Raw genomic sequence first — 24,637 nt, forward strand, 5'->3', positions numbered from 1 at the left:
TTTGATTTGGAAGATTATGCATACATTCTGGATTATTTACCACAGGGTAGGCCCGAGGAAAAGAGCTTCAAGCGCACTCCTCTGGCCATAGCCGTGGGAGAGAGTGAATTCAAATTATTCGAACTTATTCCCAAGCCCAACGTTTCAATAATAATTGGGGAGAGAGTGTATATAGGCAAGGATATGACGAAGAGAGAAAAAATTGAGCACGTGAAAAGACGCATTGCCTATGCCGAGTTAACCCACGCGGCGGAGAGCGAACTGCCCTACGTGCTTGAGGAAATTGTGAAGAACAGAGAGCAGGATTTCATAAGATTCTTCAACGAGGCACATCCAATCACCACACGCCTGCACATGCTTGAACTCCTTCCAGGGCTGGGAAAGAAGACAATGTGGGCCATCCTGGAGGAGAGAAAGAAGGGTCCATTCAAGGACTTTGAGGATCTGCGCAATCGCGTTAAACTGACGCACCATCCTGTAAAGCTCATAGTGAATCGCATTATATACGAACTGCAGCACAGGCACGAGAAGTACAAGATCTTCGTGGCAAAATGAATAGAGGTTTTATTACAAATCACAGAGGTCTAATCTTTCCCTTCTTTATGAATATTTTTCCATCAGGAGTTTCATAAAATAATATGTAATCACCCTCCTCTATTCCACCCAATTTTTCCTGAACTTTCTTTGGTATAGCTATTTGTTTTCTTACAGTAACTTTTGCTGTTGCAAAAAATTCTTTGGCCATACTTTCCTTACAATAAATTTAAGGATAAATAAAGGTTACAATGAAACAAGATTTAATGGAAAACTTTAAATAATGTTTAAAGAATTACCAGAAGGTGATTCTGTTGAAAGTGACCAGAATCCTTGCAATAGGAATGTTCGCCGCTCTATTTTTCGCCGGATTTTTTATGGCGTATGCAGCGGCAGAGGGTACAAGTTTTGAAGATGCAAAAGTGATAAGCGAGGGAACCTATACTGGAACAATAATCAAAGACTATTATTACCAAGTAAATGTACCTGCTCACAAGGCAATTCTTGTAACACTAACCGCAGGGGACAACTCGGATGTCTCTCTGACACTATACAATGCAGAGAAACAAGAATCTGGAGTGCTTGGAACCGCATCAGCCAGCAATGGTGAAAACGATAAAGCATTTTATGATGCCAAATCAAATACCACATACACCGTTTACATTAAACTGGAAAATATGAACTTATTTACTCCTTCTAATTATACAATTACTGTGAAATTTGTACCTTCAGATATGATGAGCGCAGCTATGGAAATCAGTAATGGCCAGAAAGTATCAGGTACCATTGAATATAACACAGAGGCTATCTGGTACAAGATCAACGTTCCAAAAGGAGAAATTTTAAACGTAAGTTTCTCAAGCAGTGGTGGAGAAATAATGGTTGACCTATATGATTCACAAGGAAACATAATAGATTCCTCTTCAGGAACTACAGGCTATGTTAATACAAAACTCCTTGGCAACTCTGGAACAATATATATAAGGGTTAGCTCAGCTGAGATTGGAAATAATGGAAATATTCAATTTACAATAACTCCCACAATGAAAAAGGGTAGTTCTACAGCAGAGGAAGTAGGCACAGCAATAGGTATGACCTGCATAATAGGGATTGTCATAGGAATCCTAGTGATAGTCCTGATTATAGTCCTGATAATAAAACTTGTAAGACGCAAAAAGTAAAAAAACCTCCCATACTCTCTTTTTTTTATCACTGCCTTTTAATACCCGAATGCAATGAAGACCCGTGCCAAGGTACAGTCAGAACTTCCTGGTAAATCCAAGGATTGCGGATTTCATCGTGCAAAGTGCAGACCTCGCTCCTGAGGATATCGTGCTGGAAATAGGCCCGGGCAGGGGCATTCTAACTGGGCGTTTACTCAAAAGGAGTAGGGTTGTTGCAGTAGAGATAGATCCAGAACTCTGCGATGCTCTGGCTCTCATGTTTTCAGATGAGGTAAAATCTGGAAGATTGCAGATTATCTGCGGAGATGCTATGAAGGTCAATTTTCCAGCATTCACAAAGGTCATTGCCAACATTCCATACCACATCTCATCACCGTTGATCTTCAAAATCCTAGATTATGAATTTGAAGAGGGAATAATAATGGTGCAGAAGGAGTTTGCAGAGCGCCTAGTTGCCAGGGAGGGTAGCAAAAAGTACGGCAGGCTCAGCGTTATGATGTACTACCACGGGAGGGCGGAGATTCTGAAGGTAGCGAAAAGGGGCAATTTCAGACCCGTACCCAGGGTTGATTCCGCAGTGGTGCGCATAAAAAAAGAGAACAGGTTCTGCGCAGATCCTGAAATTCTGGATTGCGTGGTTAAAAAAATATTTAGCCAGAGAAGAAAAAAGATAAAGAATATCCTGGGAGATGTGCCCTATGGAGAGATGAGGGCAGAAGAACTGAGCCCGGAGGCAATATGCGAGGTGGCAAATTATGCGCATAGGCTTTGTGATTAATCCCATAGCCGGGATGGGTGGAAAGGTCGCACTGAAGGGCACGGATGGCATGGTTGAGGAGGCAATAAGAAGGGGAGCAAAAAAGCTCGCACCGCTGAAGGCGGAATCATTTCTAAAAAATCTAAAAAGCGCTCCCGAGTTTCTGGTTCCATCGGGGGAGATGGGCGAATTTGCACTAAAAAAACGAGGATTCAGGTACAGGGTAATCTACAAAGCCCCAGAAAAAACCAGCGCTGAAGATACAAAAAATGCCGTAAGGATTTTTCTTGAGCAAAAAGTAGATCTCATAGTTTTCGTGGGAGGTGATGGCACAGCAAGGGATGTTGCAAGCGTTGCAGATAAAAAAGTTCCCATAATTGGAGTTCCCTCGGGAGTGAAGATGTACTCTTCAGTATTCGCAGTATCGGCACAGGATGCAGCTAGATTGGTTGATCTATTTGCAGAGGGCATGACAAAATTGAAAGACGCGGAAATTCTTGACATTGATGAGGACGCATACAGAAACGATGTCCTATCCATAAGATTATTCGGATACGCTAAGGTGCCCTATGCCCCGGAACTCGTGCAGAACAGCAAAAGCGAGTACTACGGAGAGGAGGAAGAGGAGGACAAAAAAAGCATAGCAGAATTCATCATTGAGAATCTGGAAAAGGACACTCTCTACCTGCTGGGTGCGGGCACCACTGTGGCAAAAATTGCAGAGGTCATGGGACTTGAGAAAACCCTTCTGGGTGTGGACGCTCTCTACAATGGAAAGATCATAGCAATGGATCTCGGAGAAATGGAGATCCTCAAACTTCTAGATAAATATCCAAGAGCAAAAATAATAATTACTCCCATTGGTGCACAGGGATTCATATTTGGCAGAGGCAATCAGCAGTTCAGCGAGAGAGTTCTTGAAAGAATAGGAAAGGAAAACATAATAATCATAGCCACCCCCACAAAAATGAAGGACATGAAGAAACTCAGAATGGACCTGGAAAATAAGTCAAAATTTACGGGCTACTACAAAGTTCTCGTGGGTTATGGAAAATATAAATTGGTAAAGGTGGAGTGATTATCCAGTACCCCGAATCTTCTGCCTGCTTATTTTTATTCCTCCAGGGGTGATCATAAGGTAGTTCTTGCCAATGCCTGCAACGTCCCCGCCAACGTCCTTGGCAATGCTCTTCAACTCGTTTATTATCCTGCGAAGCGTGAGATCATCGTTGGCTATGGAGGCATAATCCAGAATGAGGATATCTCCATTATAAACAAAATCAGATAGGTGCCTCAAATCCTCGTACCTGTAAATCTCAGCCACCCTGACCATTGGACCGGTGGTGGATATATCTATTCCAGTATCGTACTCATTCAAATCAATATACTTTCTCGGCTCTGGAGCCCCGAATCCCTCTGGTTTTAACTTTCTCTTTAGAAAACTCGGCATTTTAAACCACCTCTATATTAGGGTAAGAATTTCAAGTAATAAAAATTTTTCCGTAATTAATTTAACCTCGCGACAATCTCACCCTTCAGATGCGCCTTCTCAAAACCCAAAACCTTAAGGCGGTAGAATCTGCCAATCTCGGCATCTTTAACAACGATTGGAAGGTAATTCGCACTTCGGGCAAGGAAATTTCCCCTCTTGCCCCTTGACGGCACCACCACCTCCATTTCCCTACCAACATAGGATTTCATTCTCTCCTCCATATTTCTGAGATGCAAATCTGTTATCTTCTGACTCCACTCCTTCACCTTGTTCGTGCTCGGTCTCTTCCACCTGTAAGCGGGTGTTTTTGGTCTTGGAGAGAAGCGGGTTATGTTTAGGATATCCGGCCTGATTCTCTGGATCATATCAAGAGTGTGGGAGAATGTCTCATCGGTCTCTCCCGGAAAGCCCACAATCACATCCGTGGATATTGTGATTCCAGGGATCTCCCTGCGGAACTCCTCAATTATACTCTCAAAATCCTCCGCGGTGTAGCCCCTGTTCATCTTCCTCAAAATTTCATCATCTCCGCTCTGCACGGGAATGTGAAGGAATTTGTAAACCTTGGGAGATCTGTAAGAGTCAATCAATTCGTCCAGAATTTCAAGGGTCTCCCTGGGCTCCATCATCCCTATACGCACAAAGAATTTTCCCTCTATGGATGTTATCTCATTCACCAATTCCGCCAGGTTCGTGCCGGTATCCCTCCCGTAGGCGGCCGTGTCCTGGGCACTGAGGCGGATCTCAACGGCACCCCTATCAAGGGCCTCCTTGACCCTGGAGATTACCCATTCAAAGGATCTGCTCCTTATGTGTCCCCGGGCAATCTTGGTTATGCAGTAGGTGCATTTTCCAAGGCATCCGTTGGCTATGGGAATCGTGGCCACTGCATCCCATAGGAAAACCTCATCCATAGGGCTCCTGTGGGTTCCGAGTATCTCCCCCGCACGCTCAAATTCCCAGGTGGTTATCGGGATCACTCCATCCTCCAGAAGTTCCCTGCGGGCGGAGGGAAGGCATCCATAAACAACGATTTCCTTCCCGTATCCTTTTAACTCCTTTATTCTCCTCAGCATCCTGTTCTCGGTGTGCTCTATGACAACACAGGTGCCTATCACAATCCTGTCCGCATCCTCGGGCCTGGGCACGATCTCTCCCATGGCCTGAGCGAGCATATGTGTCTCCGCAATGTTCTGAGAGCAGCCATAGGCCTCAACGTACACCTTCACACTTCCCCATGGTGGGAGAGATAAAAAACTTCCTGTGGGAAGGTTTTTAATACTCATAACCGATATTGAGGTGTGATACTCCCCTGCAGAAAGGAAAGTGTGGATAGGATAGCCGAGTATGCAAGAAAGGATCCAGTTGTTATGCCCACGGACACCCTGTATGGGTTGTGCATGAGCATATATGGCAATGTGGAGAAGATTTACAATCTGAAGGGAAGAAGTTTTGAGAAGAAGATTCCCGTGGGAGTTGCCAGCATTGAGATGATGCGGGAGATCGCAGAACTGACCCCACAGGCGGAGAAACTGGTAAGGGCATTCATGCCAGGACCCTTAACCCTCGTTCTCAAGAACAGGGGTGTGGATTGGCTCGATGAGACGGTGGCCGTGCGCATACCTGCCCACACCCTCACCATATACCTCATGGAAAAGATAGGCCCGGTAACGCTAACAAGTGCCAATGTAAGCGGTGAGAGGGCACCCGAGAGCATAGAGGACACGATGAAATTGAACGTGAAGTATCGTGTGGATTGCGGAAAACTCATGGGCAAGCCGTCCACCATAGTGAGCCTGGTTGATGGGGTTAAGTTGATAAGGGAAGGTGCCATACCTTTTTCCTCAATACTCAAGGTTCTCGGTGAGGAAAATGGACATTAAAAAATATATTGAGGCTGGAAAGATAGGCAAGGAGGCCCGGGAGTACGGTAAGGAGTTGATAAGGGAGGGCATTTCGTATTATGAGGTGGCAGAAAAGGTGGAAAAATACATAAGGGATGCCGGGGCGAAGCCCGCATTTCCCGTGAACCTTTCTGTGAATTTTATGGCAGCCCACTACTCACCCGTAAAGGGAGACAATAAATATTTCAAAAAAGGAGATCTCGTCAAACTTGATCTTGGAGCGCACATAGACGGGTACATATCCGACACAGCAGTGACTGTGGAGGTGGGGAGCAATAGATGGGAGGATTTGATTGAAGCATCCGCTGAGGCCCTTAAGAATGCGATAAAGAGCATAAGGCCCGGAATAAGGGTCTCGGAGATTGGGAGGGTCATAGAGGAAACCATAGGTTTCTACGGATATAAACCCGTACACAACCTCACGGGCCATGGCTTGGACGTTTACGATTTGCACCATGGACTCAGCATACCAAACTACGACGATGGAAGCAGGGCAACCCTTAACCCTGGAATGGCCTTCGCCATAGAGCCCTTCGCCACCAACGGTCGTGGCTACGTGCGCAACGGTCCAGGAGGGAACATATACATATTCCAGAGAACTTCAAAATTGAAAGAGCCCTATGCAAGTATGTTTGAAGAGTTTCGCACACTGCCCTTTGCAGCGAGATGGTGCGAGAAATACGAGAATTACGAGGGCATTCTGAAAAAGGGTTCTTTCCTGGGCATACTTTATCACTTTCCAATTCTGCAGGAGAGAAAAAAGGCAATGGTTGCCCAGACAGAGCATACGATACTCCTCACATCTGATGAGGTAATAGTAACAACGAGATGATTCGGCAAAAAGGTTATAAACACCAAAGTTCATCGTTGGCACATGCTTGAAATACTCTCAAGGATAGGCATAAGAAATGAACCAGAGGATTATGGTGAGCCCGCAATAAAGGGCGCCACCCCTGTAAAATTCTCGGTCAAGAACTTTCATCCACTGGAGGAGGTAAGAGACCTGAAAATAGGATTTGTGGATGGAGGCAACAACGCGATTTACCTCGCTCCAGGTCAGTCCATACACCTTGTCCGCCTCTACTATTCCATATTTGAAAACGTGAAAAAAATTGAATTCGGAAGGTACACATTCATCGTTGATGTGAATTTCAGGATTGAAGAGGATAAGTATGTGGTAAAGATCTACGATGTTGAATCCTCGTCCCTCCTTCCCCAGGAGATTGTGCTCGGTGCCAATGAGATAGACGAGAGAGACAAGATAAAGGCAATAGGTGCCTACATAAGGAGGATTGGCGAGTGGATCCTGCTGGGCAGGATAATGGATAGATGCGATGTTCTCGTAAGAGACGGTTCACTTCAAACAGGGGCTACCAGGGAGTACGAGTACGCCAACAGGGTATTTAAAAACAAGACCATTGTTGGATTCTCAAAGACCTGCTCCCTCCTGACAACCCGGGGATACTCACTCATGGCTTCAATCCACCACCTATCAAAAAAGATGGGTATCCAGGCACCATGGTACTATCACCCCATAGCAATGGGCATAACAACCATAAAGGGTGATATGTTAGCAGTTAAACTGCATCCCTTCAGCGATTACGTTTTCCGTGTTGAGGTTTATCCAGAGGAGGACGCCCCTTCAGCCCTGGGAGCCCTTGTACCCATGGCAAACGATCCCACATTCCTCGGGTATCCCTACGGGCTCATTGATGCGGATGTGAACGCAAGAATTGAAGATGAGGAGGCTAAAATGTACTCACAGATCCTTTACAACCATGCGGACGAATTCACCCGTATGCAGGCAAACGCGCTCAACGCGCATGATATAATTAGCGAGGTGAAATGAATGGTTGGACAGATAATTGGAGGAAGTTATGGAGAGATATGGATCAGGCAAAAGCATGGAGAGAGAATAGAACTCGGAGATCTGCTCGTTGCGGACGATATCCTTCTTCAGGTTGTGGACCTTGAGTATGGAAGTCTGCTTGAGCACAGAGATCTGGCAAGAATGAGCGGCATGCAACTTGAGGGATACGGTTCCACTGAAATCCACGAGAAGGAGGTGAGAAACTACATTCTCGTGAGAGCCAAGCCCGTGTTTGACTTGGAGAAGAGAAGCATACCGAAGCACCTGCCAGAATTTTTCCATGTGCTGAGAAGGGCCTCTGAGGAGGATTTCAAGTTCCTGGAGATGCCTGAAAATCCACTCTATTTGGGAAGGATAAGAAGCGGTTCAAAGGTGCTTGATGTACCCGTTTATGTTGACGGAAAAAATGTGCTCACCCACCATATTCTGATTCCCGCAACCACTGGACGTGGAAAGAGCAATCTCGTCAAGGTCATTCTCTGGAACTTAATAGGCAAGGGCTACGCCGGCATACTGGTTCTGGACGCCCACAACGAGTACTACTCTTACACGAGCAAAGGTAAGAGGTACGGACTTAGGGAGCATCCGGAGGCGAGGGAGAATGTGGTGTACTACTCAATAAATCCACCGCTGGGTGAGAGAGCCCTGAGGATCAATATAAAACTGGTGAAACCGTGGCACCTGAAGGAGATTGTGGAGTTCACTCCTGCACAGGAGGACGCACTCTATCTGCTTTACCAGAGGGGAGGAAAGGAATGGATAGAACTTCTTTTTTCAGGGGAGAGGATAGAGGGGATGAGCGATACAACTAGGGCCGTTCTGCAGAGAAAGGTGAAAGTGGCCCTCGAAATAGATGTGAACGAGAATGGCGAGATGTACGAGAGGGGAAAGATATTCTCCATAAACGAGGGGGAGAGCACAATAAAGGACATATGCGACTATCTTGAGCAGGGAAAAATAGTCATTCTTGACACGTCCTCACTCTCGCAGAACCTCGAACTTCTTATATCCGGGATGATAATGAACGAAGTATTCGCAAGGTACAAGCGCTACAAGGAGGGAGGTGAGATAGAGGATAAACCCGTGATCTCCGTGATAATTGAGGAGGCGCCCCGTGTTTTGGGTGAGGGAAAGAGCAACATATTCGGCACCATCGCGAGGGAGGGTAGGAAATTCAAGATAGGCATTGTTGCAATCACACAGCTCTCCTCCGTGATACCCCGCGAGATCCTGGCAAATCTTAACACGAAGATCATTCTTGGTAATGAAATGGCCTCTGAGAGGAAAGCAATTATAGGTTCCGCAGCCCAAGACCTAAGCAAGGACGATAAGATGATAGCCTCGCTGGACAAGGGTGAGGCCATAGTGAGTAGCATATTCACAAAATTTGCAGTGCCAATAAAAATTGATAGATTCGAAGATATAGTCGACAGGGAGAGAAAAAGTGGAAACAGGAGAAACATCGTGTTCTTCGGATAAAGCGAAAATTTTAAAATGATGTATGGATTATGCCCCCTTGCCTTGGGGCTGTAGCTTAGCCAGGTTAGAGCGCCCGGCTCATAAAAGCCCCTTTGAAAAAGCGGCTTTGCCCGTAAAGGGGCATTGAGAAACCGGGCGGTCGCAGGTTCGAATCCTGCCAGCCCCACTGGGCCAGTAGCTTAGCTAGGTAGAGCGCGGGACTCTTAATCCCGTGGTCGGGGGTTCGAATCCCTCCTGGCCCGCTTTTTCCAGAGTATTGCAACGATAATTCCTGCAATTAATATTCCTGCCCATAGTGCCGTGTAGGGGAAAAAGAGAGGAGAGAATGAATTTATGGAGACGTAGAATGTGTCATTTCCTCTCAGGGATTCGGGCCTTATCAGGTATGTGCCATGAAATGAACCATACGTAACTTTAAAAACCATCTGGCTCTGGGAGTTTATCTCCGTGGGATAATGCAATAAGAACACGAATCCTGTGCCATTCTGCACTGTGCTGTAAGTCCTGTTGTTTATTTCAAGCACTATTTTTGCCCCCTTTGCAACGTAGCCATTGATGTAAAAAACTCCCTTGACCTTCACAATTTTTGTACAATTCACAGAAAAGGTCCTAGCCCATACAACATAGCCCCTCTCGTAGCCGTAAAGGTAAACGTGGTAGGCCCCATAGGTAAGGTTGAGCGTAAAATTTCCAGATGGGGAAAGAATTGTATGATTGTAAACCCCACTACCGGAGACAACGTATATTTCAACCATGGAGACATTAACATCGTATGAGATTTGCAGGTTGCCTTCCTTAAGGGAGTATTCCATCGTGCCATTCTCTCTCTCAATCACATAGGGATTAAAGAGCAGATCAAGGAATACGGGCCAGTAGGTATCCCTGGCAAAATCCAGGGTGCGGTAGGATTCCGCCACGCCAAATGTGGGAAAATATATGCCGATCCCGTGGGATTCATTCGCCCCAATTCCATTCACCGGATGGGGACAGTTCCAGACCTTGTAATAGGATATGTTGTCAAGCCATCGCATTGTGTCCTCCGCGAATTTATCAATCTTGTAATCATTTATCTCCCTGAGATTTTTCGCGAAACTGTAAAGATCCATATCCGAGTAAAGTTCATACCTCTCGGCGCTTCGGGAGGCATTCAGGATCTCGGCATAATAGTATGGGGTCACAGAAAGCATGCTCTTAAGGTCATCATTGAAAACATTGATGAACGATTCAAATCGGGTCATATTAACAGCAACCATCGTCGTTGAGAGGCCCTTTTTGGAGAAGTACTCCTCTGACCATCTGTACATCGCATCAACCACACTTCTGGCAGCTTGAGATGGTGTTTCGTTGCTCATATTCTCCAGAATCGTATCGTAGGGCCAGCCACTTGCAGGCTCGTCCTTTTCTGAGGCGACAACGTAATGTGTGAGATTCCTGAGAGCGTAAAAATTCTCCATGATCCCCATTCTACAGGCATCAAAACCTATCACATCCACCATTCTATTTCTTTCCCTCTCAACATAACCTATTGCATCCCTCATCTCCCCAAGGGTAAGCCAATCACCATGATCCTCACATACGCCACCGTAAAAATGGCCATGATCCCACAGATCAAGAAAATAATGCTTGGCAGGATAATGGTCCATTGTCCAGTTCAGAAAATATCGGAGTGTTTGGGGAGAACCCATGTCCACCTCCCCCAGTTTCTCCAGCACCTTTATCTGTCCGCGCTGAATGTAGTAAATGGCCGAATCCCCGTATTTTATGGAATCGTACAGAACCACAATATTCAGATTGGCATTTGAACCCACAGCCATCATCGCTCCAAGGTTATCAAGGGCAAATGAGTGCAGAGAGTTATCCGCATCCATATACACCATAAATGTCCAGTTGGGCAGGTTACTCTCCTGGGAATGGGAAAAATTTGGAGTGAAGGATAGTAGGACGAGAAGGAGCAATACCACGGCCAGGGTGCGAAACTTCATTGATTGCCATAAGTGAATTTCGATATTTATTACTTCCCACGTGGGGAAAATCATTTTATAGGTGAAATAATATCTACTTCAAGAGGGGACAAAAAATGGAAGGTTTTGAAAACCAAAATCAGGGTAGTGAACAGTACTATGCCCAGCCATCGCCACCGGAGGCACAGAGTATAAAGGACCTTGTTAGAATAACAGGAATCATAGCACTCATCTTCGGGATAATCAATCTCATATGGGGCATACCGGGACTCATCGTGCTAGTGGGCATTACGGGAATAATCTTTGGAATAGTGGATTTGCTAATATGGAGCAATTGCAAGAAAATAAACGAACTCGTGGATCAACGCAAATACAAGGAGGCAAAGGACAAGACGCTGATATGGATGATTCTGGGCTTCATATTTGGTGGCCTGATCCCCGGAATTCTGCTTCTCCTGGCTTACATAAAATACGACAATTTGATCCGGGCATCACAGCAAACAATTCCGCCGCCACCACAGTAATCCATTTTCCTTTTACTTATTTTTGAGTTATAGACGACACATTTTTAATAAAATGAGTTATGCTGTACCTGTGATAGAGAGAGCAATAAATGCGCTGAAAAAGGGCGGATTCGTCCTGATTTACGATGAGGATGGGCGTGAGGAGGAGACGGATATAGTCCTTGCATCCCAATTCATAACCCCCTCAAAGGTAAGATTCATGCGTCGTCAGGGTGGAGGCCTGATATGCACAACCCTACCCAAAGAGTACGCGGATATCCTGGGACTTCCATACCTCCATGAGATCTTTGAAAAAAGCGGATTTGAAATATTCAAGTATCTTAGCCCAAAGGTCAAATACGATAAGATGCCCTCCTTTTCCATAACAATCAACCACAGGGAAAACTTCACGGGCATTCCGGATAAGGATAGGGCAAAGACAATCAAGGAATTCGCCCTATTTCTGGAAAAACTCAAATTTATGGACAATCCAATGGAGGAGTTCGGTAAGGAGTTCATCTCACCCGGCCATGTGCATCTTTTAATCGCATCTAATTTGAAAGATAGGCACGGACATACTGAGCTATCAACCACTCTGATGCAGATGGCGGGCCTCATCCCCTCAGCAACCATAGTGGAAACCCTGGGGGATGATGACAATTCCCTAAACAAGGCACAGGCAAAAAAATTTGCAGAAGAACACAATATCCCGTTCATAGAGGGCAAAGAGATTCTGGAGGCCTGGGAGAAATGGTCAGAGTGATGGCTTCAGGAGTGTTCGATATCCTGCATCCGGGGCATGTGCTATTCCTGCAAGAGGCAAAGAAACTGGGAGATGAGCTCGTTGTCGTAGTTGCCAGGGACTCCACGGCTAAAAAGTTCAAGCACAAACCCATAATGCCAGAGGAGGTCCGCAGATTCCTTGTTGAGTCCCTGAAACCAGTGGATCGCGCAATTCTCGGGCATGAGGACGATATGTACAAGACCGTGGAGGAGATAAGACCGGATATAATCGTTCTTGGCTACGATCAAAATTTCAGTGAGAAGGAAATAGAGGAGGAATGCAGGAAGAGGGGACTCAATGTGAAAGTGGTTAGGCTGAAAAAATACGGAGATAGCGATTTGAACGGGACGAGAAAGATAATTTACAAGATAGTTGAGAGGAGTGACGAGCTTTATGCGAAAAATAGGAATAGTTGATACCACATTTGCCCGCTACGATATGGGCTCCGCAGCGGAGGATGAACTTCGCAAGATGGGAACGGGATTCAAGATAATAAGACGCACGGTTCCTGGGGTGAAGGATCTTCCCGTGGAGGCAAAGAAACTCATAGAGGAGGAGGGTTGCGACATAGTTATTGCACTCGGCATGCCTGGAGCAAAGCCAATTGACAAGCAGTGTGCCCACGAGGCCTCTCTTGGATTGATTTACGCTCAATTGCTCACGAATAAGCACATAATTGAGGTCTTCGTGCACGAGGATGAGGCCAAGGACGAAAGGGAACTTGCATGGCTAGCCGAGAGAAGGGCGAGGGAGCATGCCCAAAATGCTTACTGGATGCTCTTCAAACCAGAAAAATTGAGAAAGATGGCCGGCACGGGCCAGAGGCAGGGGTTTGAGGATGCAGGCCCGATTAAAGGTGCAAAATCTGGAATGAGACATTAGGAGGTGAAAAAATGGAGAAAATAAATCTGGGAATTGTTGTGAGTGAGTATAACTATGACATAACAATGATGATGCTTGAACGTGCCAAGGAGCACGCGGAGTTTCTGGGTGCTGAGGTGAAATATGTGTTGAAGGCCCCGGGAACATTTGACATCCCACTGCTCGTTAGAAAACTGCTTGAAAAGAAGGATGTAGATGCTGTCGTGACCTTGGGAGCAGTTATAGAGGGGGAGACAGAGCACGATGAAATAGTTATGCAGAACGCTGCAAGAAAAATAGAGGATCTAAGCGTGGAATTTGGCAAGCCCGTGACACTCGGAATATCCGGCCCGGGAGAATCCAGGCTCCAAGCGGAGGCACGCATAGAGAAGGCCAGGGATGCCGTGGAAGCAGCGGTGAAACTCGTCAAACGCCTAAGGGAAGTTGGGTGAGGGAATAACCTATCCTGATATTTGCAATATAACTCCTAAATAATTTGCTCCACTCATAATTGAGGTACAATAACCATAGTCAATATATGCAGCAAGAAATCAATATTCTAATCTTCCCTATGCAAATGATCCATCATAGTTCCGCTGTAGCAAGCCTGATTCACGATGATCATCATGGCGTATTTTTCTCTCTTTCCCTCTCTGATACTCATTTCACAATCCCTCTATGGTATGTAGTTATGTATGTTTCCACCTATTTCCACTATCCCAAACATAATGTTATATCCATTCAAAGGACGGCCATATATGTGAAATATGTCTCCAGAATCAATAACACCATTCCCATTTTTATCTTCTACATTAACTATGAATCCTCTTTCTTCATTTCCCGTCTTGTTTTCAAGGGATATCCAAACTCCACTACTCTTATTTGCTATCACTAAAAATCCACAATAACCCTTATCTCCAAATTTCGCATATGCAGGATATTCAAGATAAAGTTTAAGATATATTCCAATATCCGGATTTTCATGACTGGACATATTATCAAGATAAATTAATTTGCCTGTGGTGATTGGTTGACTATGACACCATGTAGATGCTTTCAATATAACAAAGTATGCGGCAATAATGAGCACTACAACAAGAGCAATATTGACTATCTTTAATATCTTCTATTTGCTTTTCAATATCCATTTATGCACACCCCCCATTCAACACTACAAAATACATAAAGATTAAAAAAGCAATAAAGTAAAGCAAAATTATCATTATTACAATCTGTATGTCCCGCTGTTCTTTTAAATCCTTTTTGTTCTTTCTCATAGATACACCTCCTTAATAAAGAGCTGTCGTACATGTCTGCAGATATATGCAGATATATTTCTCTATTCATATTCATATCATATTCATAATAATTATGAAGAGAGGAGATCTATAACTACCCATATTAGACCACCACCAATAATTATTGAGTTAGGCACTAAAAACATAATCAACATCATACGACGACCAAGAAAATATAAAAAAATTGAAAAGTATTGTATTGCAGGAAGGACAATTACTAGGGGCAAAAGATATTCTATTATAGTAGTAGCTGTAGAAGAATACGAAAAAAGAACTAATATGTATCCTGCAAGAGTAAAAATTATGGTCAATGCTGTAATTATTATCGCCGTAATTATCAAAATATAAGTTTGTTTTTTATTTGAATTCAATTGCGCATCCTTTCTAAGTATATATTCACTTTCGAAATGTATAAGCATTAGCGATATACTCCAAAATACAAAACAAAATAATAGATAACTTGGTGCAACCCCATACATTTTATAATTCCCAAATGCATAAGGTATGATCGCTATTAAAAAGGAAAAAATAAGTGCAGGAACAGTTAAAACAAATATATTTTTTGATTTGGACTTATAAATATATTTCATCGGGATCACACTCCTTATATTTCAACTGTGGTGTACTTCGTCCATCCTTATAAAAAAGTCCACCTAATTCACTGAGATAATTGTGTCTTGCAGCATAATATCCTTTATCAAATGCGTATTTCAATGGATGTGGCGAGTTTATTGAGCCCAATGATAATATAAATCCAGAATATTTTTCATCTTTCCATATATTCCATTCATTTAACATCACTATACAGTGTCCTTCATACAAAAATGCCCAGTGAGCATCTCCACCTACTTCCGTCCATGCTTCTTCATCCCATTTAGCTGCGGCAATTACAATTCGTCTGTCTCCTTCCAGATTATACATCATTGATTGACTATCACAGGTCTGTAGGACAATGGTCATAACCGCATATTTCCTAGGAATTCCATTGTTTCCACCAAAATGCAAATTTAGATACTCTCCTAAATTCTCATTATAAGAGTAGTCGCAATTAATCTCGGCCCTCTGGGATGATGGATTATTTTCTGCTTCTGAATCTGAAACTCCCGATCTCACCATAAAAAATCCTCTGGTTTCATTATAATAACCACCATGCGCGATAATGGTAATAAACAAAGAATCGTGCATCGTTATCTTACTTGCAATATCATCCAGTGCGTCTTTGATGTCAAATTTGCCTAACACATTCCACATCGCCTCACCATCAACAATGGCATCCGTGGTTGTATCATGACCCTTCCACCCTTCTCCAGAAACATACCACCTCGATGACATCAAATACACATCTGCGGGAGAGTAATGATAATCATTTACCAGTTTATCGTACATCGCTTTACCATCGTTCCAGAAGGCAGGTAAATAAGTGTCATAGTCGGCCTGATGGGGATCCAAATATCCTCCGCCAACAATTATCACCGCGTATCTGGCATTGTAATAATTTGGTTCCTGCCAACCACCTGCCGGCTCACCGTAATAAACTTCGTAATAATCACTCATTCCATCTCCATCCGTATCCTCGTTCCTTGGATTTAAAGCGTAGAGCCATTCATAATAATCGCCCAACCCATCTCCATCAGTATCCGGATTATTCGGATCCGATGTCACATGCTCGGTGTGCCGTTGCCCAGTAGCATCATACCATGTGACATCCCATCCCCCTTCCTCTATAGCATCATACAACCCATCTCCATCTGAATCTTTGCCACTCCCTGTTCCACTATCCGGTATGGGATACGGCGGATCTCCGTTGCCCAACACAGAATACTCAGGCTCCGATTCTATCTCAATATTCACTTCCTCACCCTCTCCGTCTATCACCAATCTATTTACTCTCTCCTTGCACCATTCCCAGTTGAGCCCGAATTCTTTGTACCCATCATTCCATCCAAGAAGGATATCCTCATCTCTCTCAAATACCATCCTTTTATTCACCGTACCATTGTAAAGCACGATCCTTCCGTGCCCATGCAAGTATGGTGCCCTCGTGTATCCCGTGCCGTTGTCTATTACCTCAAAGTTCCTTATGTGCACACCTTCATATCTCCAAATCACCCTGTACTCCACACTCTCGCTAAACCATAATCGCATACTCGGATACAGTGGAGCGTACCTCCTGAATGCGTCCCTTTGGGCGTACTGCAAATATCCCCTCACACTTAGGTTTCCATCATGCTCCATCAATATGGCCACACTATGCCAGCCTTTATGCTCATTGACCCTCAAATCATTCCTGAATTTCAAACTCACCCATTCTTTACCCTCTCTCACCTGCACATCGGGATAGATTCTTTCCACCAGAATATTTCCGTTTCTCGCATCCTTCATAACCGCATAATCCTCGCCTATCTCCATAACTATCCTTCCGTTGCTGAATTCCGTGCCCATAAAATGCCCTCGCTCACCTCTCATCTTCTCTGCATTGGCACTACCCATTACCCCCCCCCACCGTGCTCAGTAGAAGGAGAGAAACCATTCCCATAAGCATTACCCTCCTCAGCATACCAATCACCCATGCTATGTATCCAATTCATCTTACTTAAATGTTTTGCATGCGAGATTTGGCTCAAAGATTTGAAGATTAACTCATCACACCCAGCTCCGTTAACTTCTCAGGAAGATAAGTATCCGTGACATAGTCCAGACCATACTTTGCCAGGCTCTGCTGCTCCGCCTTCTTCTTTATCTTTAGCATTAATTTTATCTCCTCTGTCCAGAATGGTGTCTGGAACCTGGGATCCTTCAACTCGGATTCCAGAGCGGCCACGTCGCGATCGTTCAATTTGTCCGTTGGCAGATCATAATTCAATATATCACTGGCAGTTATGCCCACAAACTCCGCTGTAGGAGTGGCCAAATATTCGCTTATGTGCGCCGTTTTTATTGCACCGTAGGCAATGGATGCGAATATCCTGAAGGACCACGGGTCACCATCTGTGAAGATCACCACGGGCAATCCAAGTTCCTCGTTCATTCTCTTTAGCAATCTTCTCGTGCTCCTTGCGGGCTGTCCCTTTATGTGCACAAGGATTGCACGGGCCTTCTCGTCGAATCCATTTTCAACGAGACGGTCAAACATACCCCCCGTTTCTATGCCTATCACAAAATCGGCATCAAAGTCCACAAATCGCAACTTGTCCTTCTCCACGTTGTAGGGTATGAGATATCCACTATCGCCCACATCATCCCTGCAATTTATGCGCATGGGCTTTCCCTTACGATTTATCTCCTCAATGGTTATATTGCCAATTACACTCGCACCATCCTCCTCGGGGCGAAGTTTGAAATCCTCTCGCATGAAGCCTGTTATGACCTCAAGATCCTCCGCAAGTTTGTTACTCTCATCCTGGGAGTGGAATTTTGCGAGGTTCCAGCCCTCGGATATGTAGTACATCTCCCTCAGCGTGGAGGATTTCTTATCGCGAATCATCTCCTTTATGAATTCCATGACGTAGAGGGTGCGGAGAAGCATATAAGCTCCATCAAGTTTTTTGGCACTCCTGGTGATCTTTGAATCCCCGTACTTCCATACCCCGTAGCGGGAGTTGAACACTATATTGCTCCTGTTCCTGGCCGCCAGTTTCATCTTTGGAATCTCTCCCCTGGCAAGATCCTCATATATCTCCTCGGCAATGCGATAAAGCCTTTCCAGTGCCTCCTGACTACTCATCATCACTCACCTCTTCCTCAAGTTCATCCATTAGATCCTCTTCCTCCTCAACATCATTCTCTTCAACAATTTCCTCAATCTCGCTCAACTTTATATTCCAATCTCCAGGCAGGGGCTCGGCACCTATAACGATGTTTGGATTTATGCCATCCACATAGTAATTTGTCTCCCCGTACCTATCGGCATCCTCAAGAACGAAGTAGAGATGCCTGTATGATACGGGGGCGATATTCACATCCCATCTCACATAATCCTCCTCCGCAATTCCATCGGTATCCACAAGATTCCCCAAGGGATAATCCCCATAAAGGGTGAAGTGCAAAGCCCTAGAGGTGTAGTTGGCCACCTTAACATTCACCCTTGTTCTTCCATTTTCCTTCACCATCTCCTCATCAATCCAGACAACATCCATTATCTTCGATATCACAGGCTCCAGTTTTGGCACGGGCTTTTCTACAATTTCAGCACTCTTCCTGGCTATCTCAGGCAGGATCTTTGTGACGAGGAAGAACTTCTCGGTCATCTTGCTCTTGCGTTGCTTTTTCACATTGTAAAGCCTCAACTGCCTTCCAAGCGCCTTGAGGGCGAGCTCAATTTCCTCCCTTATCTCGGGCACCTCCGCAATGGCCTCCTTAGCCTCAGAGGTAAAGGGAACCCGTGTGGAGGCAACATGCACGAGAATAATGGCAGGTCCAACGGGAATACCCTGACCGCCCCGTTGCTCAAGCCCGTATCTTCGCCAGTCCACGCTGGCTATGGCCTTGGTTATAACATCGGCACCCTGCTGGTAGAGCAGAGGAACGCGGTTTGCAAATCTCAGTATTCTCACGGGCTGATCCTTGGGTAACTCGCCTCCATAAACCATACCCGCCTCCACAATGAAGGGATTTCCGCCGTATACCTTGGGCTCTCTTGTCACAGGCTGGGCGTAGAAACTCGGTCTGAGAGAGCCCAGAACATTTTTAAGGCCCTTTTTTATGAGAGTTTCGCCTATGGGTGAGAGGCAATCGGTGGGCGGAGCCATAAGTTTTACCCTGCGAAATGCCTCAAGAAGTCTCTTTGCCTCCTCTATGCTCAGCTCCTGGGGCCTCATATCCCCGTAAAGATAGGCTTTTTTGCATATCTCCTCCGCAACCCTTGGGCTCACCCTGCTGAATTCCGTTGTTAAAAATGAGGTCAGGCGATAGGCCTTGGTATGCCTGGCCATGTTGAGCAATTCTCCCAACTCGATTCCATGGGGATGCGGTTTTATCTCCCTGGTTGGAGGTGGCAACTTATCCGTGGCTCTCTTGAAAATAGTCCTCTTCCCATCCGGCTCCACGAAGGTTATCTGGGCGTGGGGGTTGACAATCGCCGTTTGCTGCAAATATTCATACACGCTCTGCTTTCCCCTAACGTACCTTGCCCTTATGACAACCTCTATCCTTGTTCCGTGCTCCCTATCCCACAGGAGGGGGCTCTCCTTTATTATGCGAGGGGCATTTTTCTTGGTATCTATGGATAGAATCACCTCGTAGGCGACCTCCTCATCCGAAATCTTGGAGACCACACGGGCTGGCTTGCCTGTGGTCAATTGCCCGTAGAGCACAACTGCGCTTATGCCTATACCCTGCTGCCCCCTTGATTGCCTTATGGCATGAAATCTTGAGCCGTAAAGGAGTTTGCCGAAAACGAGGGGTATGTTTCTGCGAATTATTCCAGGCCCGTTATCTTCCACAATAATTTTGTATTCATCCCTTCCCATCTGATCAATTTCCACATAAATATCGGGAAGAATTTGCGCTTCCTCGCAGGCATCCAGGGCGTTATCAACGGCCTCCTTCACGCTCACAACAAGAGCCTTGGTTAAGGAATCGAAGCCCAGAATCTGCTTGTTCTTCTCGAAAAATTCAGCAACGCTGATCTCTCTCTGCTTCCTCGCCATTTTGTGTGCAATACCCATAGCGCATCCCATTGCCAATATGCATACACCTTTAAATTCTTTCCCAAACGAACAAAAGGAGAGGTTTTGAAAGGGAACCTTGGTTCCCCTTCATAGTGGGCCCGCCCGGGTTCGAACCGGGGACCTTCGCCTTGTAAGGGCGACGTCATAACCGCTAGACCACGGGCCCCTATAAGGCAATAGGAAAAGCATTTATAATCTTTTCTGAGGGGCAATTTTAAAAAGGATGAGTACAATCACTGTACAATGCCCCTAAAACTGACAATACCCGAGAAGATACTGGTTCATCTTTACGCTTACAGAAAGTACGGGGAGAGGTACGAGTACCCCGTGGAGATGACCCAGCAGGGGATTGCAGAGGGCATAGGTATATCCGTGACCCACGTGCCCAGAAACATGAAAAAACTCATTGAGGAGGGGCTCGTCGAATCCAAGAAGGGGCATGTTAAGGGCAAGAAAAAGAGGGTCAGCATTTATTTTTTAACCTCCAGAGGAATCATAAGGGCCCAGGAGATCATAAAAAATTTAGAAGGAGAGAGAATTGAGGTTCAGGGAAAATACCTGAGCATAGGAGAGATAAAAGAAATAACCGGAAAAAGCACGATGGAGATAATAAGGGCCATTGAAAGGGGAGAGAAAATAAGACTGGGAATGGAAAAAAGGGTGGTATTCTTCGAGGAGGATTTTAAATACGAGAAATTTGTGGACAGAAGAGAAGAGCTCCAGATAATGGAGAAATGGTACGAAAATGGAAGGGTTCTGAGCATCGTGGGTCCGAGAGGCATAGGAAAAACAGCACTGGTCAAGAAATTCATAAACCTCGCAGATATATCCACCGGAATTGTGTGGCTCAAACTCTACGATGGTAGAACCTGGAGGTCCATAAGGGAGATATTCCAGCATCTCTTTGGAAGAGCCAATGTTCTGGACTGTCTCAGGGACTCGCCCATACTCCTAATTTTTGACAACTACCACATGGTGGACGATGATTTTGTGGAGGCCATGCGCGCACTGATAGGCGAGGACATAGGCGAGAGCAGAATAATCGTAACCATGCCCTCAGCCACGCCCTTCTACAACAGATTCTACTCATTGAGGGACATTCAGGAAGGAAAGGTTGTTGAGATAAATCTGGGAGCCCTTGATTATGAGGATGCCAGGAAGATACTTCCAGATGTGAAAGAGGATTCATTCAAACGCATATACCAGCTCACCAACGGAAACACCAGGCTCCTGGTTATGCTCGCAAGGGGCACATTGAGAGCAGGCAGCAGCGTGCCCCTGACTGCGGAGACAATACACCTGCTAAATTACCTCGCAAAGCAGAAAAATTGAAAAGTTTTAAATTCCACGGTTTAGATTTCTTCCTGTGAAAAAGAGAGAGAACCTTGTGAAACAACTTGCAAAAAAGGGCATATGCGCCATATGCAAAGGCACAAAGATGCTCTGTGGCAAGAGTGAGTGCCCGCTTCTGGTGAGATACTACTCCATGCTCAAAACAAAAAGGTATCTGAAAAAGGATATATACGGCTCCTCACCCCCGGGCGTGTTCGTTGGGAGGTACGGATATCCAAGGGTCAACGTTGGACCACTGGTACCACCAGAAATAGGAGAGACCGAATATATGGATATGCCCCAATTCTGGATAGATATGAGCGTTAGGGAATTTGCGGAAATGAGAACATCCCTTGTGAGGGGCATGAAAAAGATAAATGTGAACGAGGCTAGGGATCCATCCTACTTTCTCGTATCCTTGCAGGAACTCAGTATGGCCGATAGGCATGTGGATTCCGAAGTTTCATTTGAGAAAATCCCAAGGGGACGCGTGCTGGTGGGAAGCGAGGTACAGCCCTTCGGCCCTGCAGGAAAATTGAGGAAACTGGAGTACGAAAATGTGAGGGTTAATCCAAAATTGGAAAGGGTTTACTACGACGAGATTCCAGCGAAGGATGCAATCATAGAACTCTACAGGGAGGGTGTGAATATCTCCCTGATCCAGAGAGCGTTCAGCATGGGCACAATGGGCATAGAGAGAAAAATCGTGCCCACAAGGTGGAGCATAACGGCAGTGGACGATACACTCTCAAAGGAACTGGTAAAGAGGGTCAAAGAGTTCCCAATAATAGAGCAACCTCTTGTTTTCAAATCCCACAAAATGGGAAATCTCTTCCTCGTCATTTTCCTGCCCCGGGCCTGGAGTTACGAACTTGTGGAGGCGTGGTATCCCGGGACGCTCTGGAACCCCTACGGAAAAAGGACATTTATGGTATCAAGCCACGAATTCTATGGCGGCAGGAGGGAGTACGCCGAGATTGGGGGTTGCTACTACGCCGCACGTCTTGCGGTATCGGAGAAATTAGTGGAGATGAAAAGGCAGGCCGAGGTCATAGTTCTGCGGGAGGCACAGCCGGATTACATTATGCCTGTTGGAGTGTGGCATGTACGTGAAAATGTGAGAAATGCAATGCGAAGCGACCCAGTGAAATTCGATACGGAGATGGAAGCGGTGAATTACGCCCTATCCCAGTTCCACATACGGAGAGATGCATGGTTTAAGGGCTCAACCCTCCTGAGGAGATTTGCATATCAGAGGAGGCTTGAGGACTTTGAAGTACGTTGAGATCCATGTAAAGCATGCCCTTTCAAAATCAAAACTCAAAAACACGGATTATGCACTCAATCCATACAGGGGCTGTGAGCATAGATGCGTGTACTGCTACGCCCCCTACGTGCTCTACATACCCCTTGAGGAATGGAACACCACAGTTTACGTTAAGAGAAATCTACCCACAATCCTGGATAGAGAATTGAGGAGAAAAAGGGGACATATTGAGGTGGGCACTGTTACCGATGCCTATCAGCCGGCAGAGCGAAGGTACGAGATAACCAGAATGTCCCTTGAGGTTCTAAAAAAGCACAATGCCAAAATATCCATACTCACAAAATCCTCCCTTATCCTGAGAGATGAGGATATCCTGAAAAATATGAGCGCGGAAATAGGGGTGACCATAACGACTCCCGTTGAGGATATGCGCAGAAAAATCGAGCCCTACGCATCGCCTGTGGACGAGCGAATCCAGGTTCTTGAGGAGTTTGCGGGAAAGAACATCACCTACGCATTCATAGGACCAATATTTCCCAGGTTCCTGCTTCCCCACCTAAGGGAGTTACTGGGCCATCTTAGAAAAATAGGTATTGATTATGTTATCTTTGACAGATTCAGAATGAGGAAGGGAATGCATGTACCTGATTTTTTAACGAATGGGGAGGAGAATTTGAAAATAAAAATAAACAGAATCGCAAAAACCTCGGGCCTGAGATACTATTTCGGGTGGTGATCATCGATCGTACTGATCCTCAACCCGCACCGTATCCTCTGGATGGGGCGTGGAATACTCGTATAGGAGCATGTTCTCCGTTGCAACTATTCTGTGCTTCTTCCCCGGAGGTATGCGCAGAACATCTCCCTCACGCACAACATGCTTTTCTCCCTCTATTTCTATGTACCCACTTCCATACTTTATGTGCATCGTCTCATCCTTCCTTGGATGGTAGTGCAGGGATGTACTGTACCCCCTGCGAAGGTAGAGTTCCTTCACCATGTACTTATCCGTGAGAATGATCACTTTCTCATAGCCCCAGGGCTTGTCTTCACGGTTCTTGTACTCGGAACGCACCCTTTCCAGGTCCTTCAGGCTATCCACGCTCTGCCAGAAAACATTGTCCTCCCGGAAAACGTAGGCACGGCGCATCTCGGCAAGAAGAGGGAAAACCGTGCGCTCAACAGCCTTATCCGTGTACTCCCTCTCAAAATAGGGGTAGGCCTCCCTCTTTATGTAGTACAGTCCAGCGTTTATGTAATAATCAAGAAGGGGTTTTTCCCTGAAGGATAGGATCAGATCTTCCTTGAAATCTATAACTCCATAGGGAGAGCGCATTCTAGTAACCGCTATGGTGAGCAGTGCATTTTCATTGCGTCTTGCACCCTCAATCATCCCCCTTATGTTGAAATCGGCCACCACGTCTCCGTTCCTGACCACGGAATCCTCATCTATGTTTGAAAACGCATTTGCAAGGGCCCATAAAGTGCCGCGGGGCTCATCTTCCACGAGGTAATGAATGCGTATGCCTTTCCACTCATCACCGTACCTCTCCCTTATTCTCTCCCAGAGATATCCAACAAGGAGATAGATTTCGTTCACGCCCGCATACTTCAGATCAAGAATCTGCTTATCCAGAATCGTGTAATTTTCCTTTATCTCCACCAGCGGCTTTGGCACGTAATCGGTTATGGGCTTCAGTCTCTTCCCGTATCCTCCAGCAAGTATCACACCTACAACCATA

General features: G+C 45.5%; 27 protein-coding genes and 3 tRNA genes. 19 read left to right on the forward strand and 11 right to left on the reverse strand.

All coding sequences use genetic code 11. The annotated features are described in order from the left end of the window. Positions 1 to 6 precede the first annotated feature (6 nt). The gene (locus AC0S1O_RS00800; RefSeq protein WP_475393865.1) at positions 7 to 555 is read left to right on the forward strand and encodes a DUF655 domain-containing protein; all 549 of its coding nucleotides are present in this window, start codon (positions 7 to 9) and stop codon (positions 553 to 555) included. Positions 556 to 574: 19 nt separating this feature from the next. Here the strand turns inward: AC0S1O_RS00800 and AC0S1O_RS00805 are convergent, their stop codons facing one another. Next, complete coding sequence (locus AC0S1O_RS00805; protein ID WP_475393866.1) at positions 575 to 745, reverse strand: AbrB/MazE/SpoVT family DNA-binding domain-containing protein; 171 nt, start codon at positions 743 to 745, stop codon at positions 575 to 577. 94 nt (positions 746 to 839) lie between these two features. Here AC0S1O_RS00805 and AC0S1O_RS00810 point away from each other — a divergent pair, with 94 nt between their 5' ends. From AC0S1O_RS00810 to AC0S1O_RS00820, 3 genes are all read left to right on the forward strand, one after another. Beyond that, complete coding sequence (locus AC0S1O_RS00810; RefSeq protein ID WP_475393867.1) at positions 840 to 1,715, forward strand: PPC domain-containing protein; 876 nt, start codon at positions 840 to 842, stop codon at positions 1,713 to 1,715. Between the two features lie 64 nt (positions 1,716 to 1,779). Beyond that, positions 1,780 to 2,496 carry a 16S rRNA (adenine(1518)-N(6)/adenine(1519)-N(6))-dimethyltransferase RsmA gene (gene rsmA, locus AC0S1O_RS00815; protein WP_475393868.1) on the forward strand — a complete coding sequence of 239 codons (717 nt, stop codon included), beginning with the start codon at positions 1,780 to 1,782 and terminating at the stop codon, positions 2,494 to 2,496. Next, on the forward strand, positions 2,474 to 3,553 hold the full coding sequence (locus AC0S1O_RS00820) for an ATP-NAD kinase family protein (protein ID WP_475393869.1): 1,080 nt from the start codon (positions 2,474 to 2,476) through the stop codon (positions 3,551 to 3,553). Before rsmA ends, AC0S1O_RS00820 begins: the two co-directional genes overlap by 23 nt. Here the strand turns inward: AC0S1O_RS00820 and AC0S1O_RS00825 are convergent, their stop codons facing one another. Both AC0S1O_RS00825 and AC0S1O_RS00830 read right to left on the reverse strand, forming a co-directional pair. Beyond that, positions 3,554 to 3,925, reverse strand: coding sequence for a cell division protein SepF (locus AC0S1O_RS00825; RefSeq protein ID WP_475393870.1), 372 nt, complete (start codon positions 3,923 to 3,925; stop codon positions 3,554 to 3,556). Positions 3,926 to 3,981: 56 nt separating this feature from the next. Further along, a complete protein-coding gene (locus AC0S1O_RS00830; protein ID WP_475393871.1) occupies positions 3,982 to 5,196 on the reverse strand; it encodes a tRNA (N(6)-L-threonylcarbamoyladenosine(37)-C(2))-methylthiotransferase in 1,215 nt (404 codons plus the stop codon). Positions 5,197 to 5,268: 72 nt separating this feature from the next. On the opposite strand from AC0S1O_RS00830, the gene AC0S1O_RS00835 reads away from it, so the two are divergent. From AC0S1O_RS00835 to AC0S1O_RS00860, 6 genes are all read left to right on the forward strand, one after another. Further along, complete coding sequence (locus AC0S1O_RS00835) at positions 5,269 to 5,850, forward strand: L-threonylcarbamoyladenylate synthase (protein ID WP_475393872.1); 582 nt, start codon at positions 5,269 to 5,271, stop codon at positions 5,848 to 5,850. Then, a complete protein-coding gene (map, locus tag AC0S1O_RS00840) occupies positions 5,840 to 6,703 on the forward strand; it encodes a type II methionyl aminopeptidase (RefSeq protein WP_475393873.1) in 864 nt (287 codons plus the stop codon). Before AC0S1O_RS00835 ends, map begins: the two co-directional genes overlap by 11 nt. 42 nt (positions 6,704 to 6,745) lie before the next feature. Further along, positions 6,746 to 7,720 (forward strand): hypothetical protein, encoded by a 975-nt coding sequence (locus AC0S1O_RS00845; RefSeq protein WP_475393874.1) that lies wholly within the window; start codon positions 6,746 to 6,748, stop codon positions 7,718 to 7,720. Then, the gene (locus AC0S1O_RS00850; protein ID WP_475393875.1) at positions 7,721 to 9,220 is read left to right on the forward strand and encodes an ATP-binding protein; all 1,500 of its coding nucleotides are present in this window, start codon (positions 7,721 to 7,723) and stop codon (positions 9,218 to 9,220) included. Between the two features lie 44 nt (positions 9,221 to 9,264). Continuing rightward, positions 9,265 to 9,386: transfer RNA gene (locus AC0S1O_RS00855), tRNA-Ile, on the forward strand. 2 nt (positions 9,387 to 9,388) lie between these two features. After that, positions 9,389 to 9,462: transfer RNA gene (locus tag AC0S1O_RS00860), tRNA-Lys, on the forward strand. Here the strand turns inward: AC0S1O_RS00860 and AC0S1O_RS00865 are convergent. Beyond that, positions 9,424 to 11,037, reverse strand: a complete 1,614-nt coding sequence (locus AC0S1O_RS00865; RefSeq protein ID WP_475394498.1) for a clostripain-related cysteine peptidase — start codon at positions 11,035 to 11,037, stop codon at positions 9,424 to 9,426. The genes AC0S1O_RS00860 and AC0S1O_RS00865 overlap by 39 nt on opposite strands. Here AC0S1O_RS00865 and AC0S1O_RS00870 point away from each other — a divergent pair. The 6 genes from AC0S1O_RS00870 (at position 10,961) to ribH (ending at position 13,781) form a co-directional block, all read left to right on the forward strand. Next, positions 10,961 to 11,218: a hypothetical protein gene (locus AC0S1O_RS00870; RefSeq protein WP_475393876.1), complete on the forward strand. Its 258-nt coding sequence runs from the start codon at positions 10,961 to 10,963 to the stop codon at positions 11,216 to 11,218. The two genes, AC0S1O_RS00865 and AC0S1O_RS00870, sit on opposite strands and share 77 nt — an antisense overlap. A gap of 79 nt (positions 11,219 to 11,297) precedes the next feature. Then, positions 11,298 to 11,705: a hypothetical protein gene (locus tag AC0S1O_RS00875; RefSeq protein WP_475393877.1), complete on the forward strand. Its 408-nt coding sequence runs from the start codon at positions 11,298 to 11,300 to the stop codon at positions 11,703 to 11,705. Positions 11,706 to 11,775: 70 nt separating this feature from the next. Next, entirely contained in the window at positions 11,776 to 12,447 is a 672-nt protein-coding gene (ribB, locus tag AC0S1O_RS00880; protein ID WP_475393878.1) for a 3,4-dihydroxy-2-butanone-4-phosphate synthase, read from the forward strand. Next, a complete protein-coding gene (locus AC0S1O_RS00885) occupies positions 12,435 to 12,884 on the forward strand; it encodes an FAD synthase family protein (protein WP_475393879.1) in 450 nt (149 codons plus the stop codon). Before ribB ends, AC0S1O_RS00885 begins: the two co-directional genes overlap by 13 nt. Beyond that, positions 12,862 to 13,350: a riboflavin synthase gene (gene ribC / locus AC0S1O_RS00890; protein WP_475393880.1), complete on the forward strand. Its 489-nt coding sequence runs from the start codon at positions 12,862 to 12,864 to the stop codon at positions 13,348 to 13,350. Before AC0S1O_RS00885 ends, ribC begins: the two co-directional genes overlap by 23 nt. Positions 13,351 to 13,361: 11 nt before the next feature. Beyond that, on the forward strand, positions 13,362 to 13,781 hold the full coding sequence (gene ribH / locus AC0S1O_RS00895) for a 6,7-dimethyl-8-ribityllumazine synthase (protein ID WP_475393881.1): 420 nt from the start codon (positions 13,362 to 13,364) through the stop codon (positions 13,779 to 13,781). A gap of 224 nt (positions 13,782 to 14,005) precedes the next feature. On the opposite strand, the gene AC0S1O_RS00900 is transcribed toward ribH, so the two are convergent. The 6 genes from AC0S1O_RS00900 to AC0S1O_RS00925 all read right to left on the reverse strand — a co-directional run bounded on the left by AC0S1O_RS00900 (position 14,006) and on the right by AC0S1O_RS00925 (position 20,462). After that, positions 14,006 to 14,419, reverse strand: a complete 414-nt coding sequence (locus AC0S1O_RS00900) for a hypothetical protein (RefSeq protein ID WP_475393882.1) — start codon at positions 14,417 to 14,419, stop codon at positions 14,006 to 14,008. A gap of 279 nt (positions 14,420 to 14,698) precedes the next feature. Further along, on the reverse strand, positions 14,699 to 15,217 hold the full coding sequence (locus tag AC0S1O_RS00905; protein ID WP_475393883.1) for a hypothetical protein: 519 nt from the start codon (positions 15,215 to 15,217) through the stop codon (positions 14,699 to 14,701). Then, positions 15,201 to 17,117, reverse strand: coding sequence for a hypothetical protein (locus tag AC0S1O_RS00910; protein WP_475393884.1), 1,917 nt, complete (start codon positions 17,115 to 17,117; stop codon positions 15,201 to 15,203). Before AC0S1O_RS00910 ends, AC0S1O_RS00905 begins: the two co-directional genes overlap by 17 nt. 145 nt (positions 17,118 to 17,262) lie before the next feature. Continuing rightward, positions 17,263 to 18,351, reverse strand: coding sequence for a DNA topoisomerase IV subunit A (locus AC0S1O_RS00915; RefSeq protein ID WP_475393885.1), 1,089 nt, complete (start codon positions 18,349 to 18,351; stop codon positions 17,263 to 17,265). Beyond that, complete coding sequence (locus AC0S1O_RS00920) at positions 18,344 to 20,293, reverse strand: DNA topoisomerase VI subunit B (protein ID WP_475393886.1); 1,950 nt, start codon at positions 20,291 to 20,293, stop codon at positions 18,344 to 18,346. Before AC0S1O_RS00920 ends, AC0S1O_RS00915 begins: the two co-directional genes overlap by 8 nt. 96 nt (positions 20,294 to 20,389) lie before the next feature. Further along, positions 20,390 to 20,462, reverse strand: a tRNA-Val gene (locus AC0S1O_RS00925). Between the two features lie 77 nt (positions 20,463 to 20,539). Here AC0S1O_RS00925 and AC0S1O_RS00930 point away from each other — a divergent pair. The 3 genes from AC0S1O_RS00930 to AC0S1O_RS00940 are packed head-to-tail and all read left to right on the forward strand — an operon-like array spanning position 20,540 to position 23,631. Further along, complete coding sequence (locus AC0S1O_RS00930) at positions 20,540 to 21,628, forward strand: ATP-binding protein (protein ID WP_475393887.1); 1,089 nt, start codon at positions 20,540 to 20,542, stop codon at positions 21,626 to 21,628. A 34-nt stretch (positions 21,629 to 21,662) separates the two neighbouring features. Then, positions 21,663 to 22,913: an Nre family DNA repair protein gene (locus AC0S1O_RS00935; protein ID WP_475393888.1), complete on the forward strand. Its 1,251-nt coding sequence runs from the start codon at positions 21,663 to 21,665 to the stop codon at positions 22,911 to 22,913. Next, entirely contained in the window at positions 22,900 to 23,631 is a 732-nt protein-coding gene (locus AC0S1O_RS00940) for an SPL family radical SAM protein (RefSeq protein ID WP_475393889.1), read from the forward strand. Before AC0S1O_RS00935 ends, AC0S1O_RS00940 begins: the two co-directional genes overlap by 14 nt. Here AC0S1O_RS00940 and AC0S1O_RS00945 read toward each other — a convergent pair whose 3' ends face one another. Beyond that, complete coding sequence (locus tag AC0S1O_RS00945) at positions 23,632 to 24,636, reverse strand: sugar phosphate nucleotidyltransferase (RefSeq protein ID WP_475393890.1); 1,005 nt, start codon at positions 24,634 to 24,636, stop codon at positions 23,632 to 23,634. Between the last annotated feature and the right edge of the window lies 1 nt (position 24,637).

This window comes from Candidatus Aciduliprofundum sp. HYA1 (assembly GCF_056175085.1).

Excerpts from the sequence above, each read along its gene's own strand:
- AC0S1O_RS00805 (WP_475393866.1), bottom strand. The coding sequence starts at position 745 with ATGGCCAAAGAATTTTTTGCAACAGCAAAAGTTACTGTAAGAAAACAA.
- AC0S1O_RS00820 (WP_475393869.1), top strand. The coding sequence starts at position 2,474 with ATGCGCATAGGCTTTGTGATTAATCCCATAGCCGGGATGGGTGGAAAG.
- AC0S1O_RS00825 (WP_475393870.1), bottom strand. The coding sequence starts at position 3,925 with ATGCCGAGTTTTCTAAAGAGAAAGTTAAAACCAGAGGGATTCGGGGCT.
- map (WP_475393873.1), top strand. The coding sequence starts at position 5,840 with ATGGACATTAAAAAATATATTGAGGCTGGAAAGATAGGCAAGGAGGCC.
- AC0S1O_RS00845 (WP_475393874.1), top strand. The coding sequence starts at position 6,746 with ATGCTTGAAATACTCTCAAGGATAGGCATAAGAAATGAACCAGAGGAT.
- AC0S1O_RS00850 (WP_475393875.1), top strand. The coding sequence starts at position 7,721 with ATGGTTGGACAGATAATTGGAGGAAGTTATGGAGAGATATGGATCAGG.
- AC0S1O_RS00870 (WP_475393876.1), top strand. The coding sequence starts at position 10,961 with ATGGCCGAATCCCCGTATTTTATGGAATCGTACAGAACCACAATATTC.
- AC0S1O_RS00865 (WP_475394498.1), bottom strand. The coding sequence starts at position 11,037 with ATGATGGCTGTGGGTTCAAATGCCAATCTGAATATTGTGGTTCTGTAC.
- AC0S1O_RS00875 (WP_475393877.1), top strand. The coding sequence starts at position 11,298 with ATGGAAGGTTTTGAAAACCAAAATCAGGGTAGTGAACAGTACTATGCC.
- AC0S1O_RS00885 (WP_475393879.1), top strand. The coding sequence starts at position 12,435 with ATGGTCAGAGTGATGGCTTCAGGAGTGTTCGATATCCTGCATCCGGGG.
- ribC (WP_475393880.1), top strand. The coding sequence starts at position 12,862 with ATGCGAAAAATAGGAATAGTTGATACCACATTTGCCCGCTACGATATG.
- ribH (WP_475393881.1), top strand. The coding sequence starts at position 13,362 with ATGGAGAAAATAAATCTGGGAATTGTTGTGAGTGAGTATAACTATGAC.
- AC0S1O_RS00905 (WP_475393883.1), bottom strand. The coding sequence starts at position 15,217 with ATGAAATATATTTATAAGTCCAAATCAAAAAATATATTTGTTTTAACT.
- AC0S1O_RS00910 (WP_475393884.1), bottom strand. The coding sequence starts at position 17,117 with ATGGGTAGTGCCAATGCAGAGAAGATGAGAGGTGAGCGAGGGCATTTT.
- AC0S1O_RS00915 (WP_475393885.1), bottom strand. The coding sequence starts at position 18,351 with ATGAGTAGTCAGGAGGCACTGGAAAGGCTTTATCGCATTGCCGAGGAG.
- AC0S1O_RS00920 (WP_475393886.1), bottom strand. The coding sequence starts at position 20,293 with ATGGGTATTGCACACAAAATGGCGAGGAAGCAGAGAGAGATCAGCGTT.
- AC0S1O_RS00930 (WP_475393887.1), top strand. The coding sequence starts at position 20,540 with ATGCCCCTAAAACTGACAATACCCGAGAAGATACTGGTTCATCTTTAC.
- AC0S1O_RS00945 (WP_475393890.1), bottom strand. The coding sequence starts at position 24,636 with ATGGTTGTAGGTGTGATACTTGCTGGAGGATACGGGAAGAGACTGAAG.